This window comes from Pseudoalteromonas sp. MER144-MNA-CIBAN-0113 (assembly GCF_040308965.1).
Lineage (GTDB): Bacteria > Pseudomonadota > Gammaproteobacteria > Enterobacterales > Alteromonadaceae > Pseudoalteromonas > Pseudoalteromonas tetraodonis.
Window position 1 is genome coordinate 1 of sequence record NZ_JBEOOG010000149.1, and the last position, 2,152, is coordinate 2,152.

Annotated in this window: 1 protein-coding gene, 1 tRNA gene and 1 pseudogene; 2 read left to right on the forward strand and 1 reads right to left on the reverse strand. The window is 36.5% G+C overall.

Features of this window, described 5'->3' with window-relative positions; translation table 11 throughout:
* Positions 1–100 precede the first annotated feature (100 nt).
* Both AAEY57_RS19035 and AAEY57_RS19040 read left to right on the forward strand, forming a co-directional pair.
* The gene (locus tag AAEY57_RS19035; protein ID WP_350608559.1) at positions 101–1,450 is read left to right on the forward strand and encodes a hypothetical protein; all 1,350 of its coding nucleotides are present in this window, start codon (positions 101–103) and stop codon (positions 1,448–1,450) included.
* A gap of 135 nt (positions 1,451–1,585) precedes the next feature.
* Positions 1,586–1,765 (forward strand): annotated as a pseudogene (locus AAEY57_RS19040) (YjbQ family protein); the annotation flags it as partial.
* 141 nt (positions 1,766–1,906) lie between these two features.
* On the opposite strand, the gene AAEY57_RS19045 reads toward AAEY57_RS19040, so the two are convergent.
* Positions 1,907–1,982: transfer RNA gene (locus AAEY57_RS19045), tRNA-Gly, on the reverse strand.
* Positions 1,983–2,152 lie beyond the last annotated feature (170 nt).

A 2,152-nucleotide genomic window follows, 5' to 3' on the forward strand; every position in this document is an offset into this window, starting at 1 on the left:
ATTATTCATGGACGCTCCTAACATGATTTGATTTACTTAGTATAGCAAACCAACACAGAAATGGATCAGCGCCATATTTATACAGTCAACTTGGTGAAGAATGTCAACATTTCTAATACCATATGCATTGTTTTTGTATGGTGCAGCTTATAACTTACAGCAAATTTTAGATGGACTAGGGCTAAACAGTAGTAATTTCATTACTATAAATGAAGCTGGTTATATAAACGGGAGTTATTGGTCTCCTTCAGAGGCGGCTCTAGTTCCTCTTAGTGCACTTATTTTGATATCACTCGTACTTTGCTTTTTACTTCCAATATGTGGATACGTAATTGCTAGAACAAAAGGAGTAGTTACAGTGTTACTTCTTATGTTTAGTCCAGGATTCTTATCAATCCTCGGATTCATTCCAAATATAAACTATTTACCAGACTCTTACGGAATTAGCGAAGCTGGAATGCTGGGCAGTACTATAGGGTACATTCCATTGTTAAGTATGGGGGTTTTAATTGGATGGAGCTTAGCACTAATAATTGTAGATGTAATAGGGTTGCAAGAACGATTTAGACAAGCGTTTGATCATCTATGGTATCTATTTGCACTGCTAACAGCCGTTTTCTTTGTTTATGAGTTGAATGTTTCGGGTTCAAAGTCTGATTACTCAGAAAAAGATCTGTTATCTAAAAGAGCCCATTCGTATTTGCTTGAACAAGTAAAAGATTACGATACCTTATGTCGTAAAAATAAGATGGATTTAGTATCTTGCGATTGGGCTTCTTACATTCAGCCTGTCATAAATGAAAACATGGCTTTTCATCATAAAGTGTATATTTCCTTGGGGGCGGATACTGTAAAAGACTACTATTCCCCCAAATGGTCTGCGATCGATGCTCATGTGATTGAGCAGATTAGAAGTGAGCTAATAGCTTATAATGATGTAATGTGCCCTGTGACTCATATTTCAAAAAATTCTCAACAATATGTGAAAGAGTCTCACATTTGCCAAACAACTCCCGCAATTTATTGTAATGCAAGATCTGAGTTAAATGGAAAAAATGTAGATGTTATAACTAGACCACTTGCCATTGCTAATGAATGTATTGTACCTATGCTACTAATGAACAAGAAGCAAATGCAAAAACGGTCTGAGCAACTAAAGACAGTAAAAGTTGATTATAGCTATAGATGGCTGTTTTTTATATTGTTTTCAGTAGTTGTAGGTCTTAAAATTGCAAATTCAACAACAAAGCTATTTGGCTTTGATAAACGTGAAAGTAACGACAAGCGCAGATCTATTACAGCTTTTCTAGCCCTATTTAAACTCCTCTGGCTTATTTTTGCTTTACTAGCAAGATTACTCAATAAATGTAAAATTGTAGCGAGTAACGTACTTAAGGGAGCTCTAATACGTAAAAAAATTCACAATAAAGAGCAACCCCCTATTGAGTGATACCTTCTGCTTTCACCTTACGATGTTTAACATTAAAAACTTTATAGTCCATTTAATATCGTTTGAATGGACTATATAAGAAGCTATAGTTCTCAAATGATATAAGGATTTAAAGAGTCCATTTTTCTTTAATTACAGAGTACTGACGATATGCCTGCTCATATTAAAACCAGCACTTTAGGTTGCGAGTTAACGATACCTATTAATGATGGTCAATTAGCGCTGGGGACTTGGCAAGGAATATACTTAGGCGAACATCGCGACCATGGCGGGGCTAGGCGTATTATTGCCACTTTGCAAGGCGAAACGTTTTAGAGCTAGGTTTTACAACACAGATCGTTCGCATCCATTGAGTACTTCAAATCTAATAAAAATTATATAAATTAAATTTATAATGATTCACATGTGGATTATTGTTTGCTATTTGAAAATGAATATCTGGAAAGTAAATAAGATTGGAGCGGTACACGAGGCTCGAACTCGTGACCTCGACCTTGGCAAGGTCGCGCTCTACCAACTGAGCTAGTACCGCATTATATGAAGATTCTAGGTCCTAGGTTCTGTCAAAATTAAACCTTGTTCCTTTCATCTTGAATCTTTATTTCTACTACAATTTCTTTTGGTGAGAAATTGGAGCGGCACACGAGGCTCGAACTCGTGACCTCGACCTTGGCAAGGTCGCGCTCTACCAACTGAGCTAGT